1 protein-coding gene and 1 pseudogene are annotated in these 1,338 nt (G+C 76.1%); one reads left to right on the top strand and one right to left on the bottom strand.

Translation table 11 applies throughout. The features are described from left to right. Window positions 1–510 (top strand): annotated as a pseudogene (locus CCN35_RS26775) (hypothetical protein); the annotation flags it as partial. A 69-nt stretch (window positions 511–579) separates the two neighbouring features. Here CCN35_RS26775 and CCN35_RS26770 read toward each other — a convergent pair. After that, on the bottom strand, window positions 580–1,338 hold a 759-nt coding region (locus CCN35_RS26770), incomplete at its 5' end, for a type III PLP-dependent enzyme domain-containing protein (protein WP_107501107.1).

Raw genomic sequence — 1,338 nt, 5'->3', positions numbered from 1 at the left:
GTAGGTGCCCTTGGTGGTCAGGACGACGTCGTCCTGACCACCCAGGGCACCTACGACTGCCCCGCCGGGATGGGCCTGTGCCGGCACGGCCTGGTCATCACACGCACCCCGACCACGGCCGAGGGGACGACCCCCGAGGCCCTGGCCCGGCGCGACATCGAGGAGGCGGCCGAGCAGGCGTACGACGAGAACGCGGCCGGCCAGCGCCTCTACGGCGGGATCGTCTCCCACCGGACCGTGGCCTTCGGCCCGATCGCGGTCGCGGGACGCGCGGGCTACTTCGTGCGCTGGCGGGTCGACACCGCGAAGGGCCCCGGAGGCTACGTCGAGTCGGTGGCCTTCCACTCCAGCACCGGCACCGAGGCGCCGGTCATCGTGCGCCTCGTCTTCGACGCCGGCCCGGACGGTCCGCCCCTGGCCGACATGCACAGGATCGTCAAGGGCATACGGCCCCTCGGCGACGCCGGGACCGGAGGCGGGGTGGGCAGCAGCATCGGCCCGTCGGGCTGAGCCGTCCGCGGACCGCCGGGGCGGCCCGCGGAGACGAGGCGCAGGAAGGCCCCCTACAGGAAGGCCCCCCTACAGGAAGGTGCGCCCCTCGCCCCGGTACGTCGGCACGGTCGCCGTCACCCGGTCGCCCTCGACCAGGTGCAGGACGTCGAACCGCTCGCACAGCTCCCCGGCCTTCGCGTGCCGGAACCACACCTTGTCGCCGATCAGCAGGTCGTCGGCGGGCGGACCGATCAGCGGGGTCTGCACCTCGCCGGGACCCTCCTGGGGGTCGTAGCGCAGCCCGTGGGGCAGATACGGCACCGGAAGCCGGTCCGGGCCGGCCGGGCCGGAGGCCGGGTAGCCGCCGCCGAGGACCGTCACGACCCCGACGCCGGGCCGCCGTACGACGGGCTGGGCGAACAGGGCCGCCGGACGGCCGCGGAAGGACGTGTAGTGGTCGAAGAGCCGCGGGACGTACAGCCCGGAGCCCGCGGCGATCTCGGTGACCGCGTCCTCCGCCGCGGTGTACTGCACGCTGCCCGTGCCGCCGCCGTTGACGAACTCCAGCTCCGGTGCCACGGCCCGTACCGCGTGCACCGCCGCGGCCCGCCGCACGGCCAGCTCCCGGCGCGCGGCGGCCTGCATCAGCCGGATCGCGCGCGAGCGCAGGGGCCGCCCGGCGACCGCGTCGCCCACGCCCGCGACATGGCCCTCGTACGCCATGACCCCCACGAGGGCGAACCCCGGCCGCCGGGCCACCGCGCGGGCCAGGTCGGCGATCTGGGCGGGGGAGTGCAGCGGGGAGCGGCGGGCACCGATGCGTATGCGCCCGCCGCTCCCCGCTGC

The sequence above is a fragment of the Streptomyces thermovulgaris genome, from assembly GCF_002155915.1.
In the GTDB taxonomy this organism is placed as follows: domain Bacteria; phylum Actinomycetota; class Actinomycetes; order Streptomycetales; family Streptomycetaceae; genus Streptomyces; species Streptomyces thermovulgaris.
Note: the sequence above shows the minus strand (reverse complement) of the source record. Positions and strands in the feature narration are given on the sequence as shown.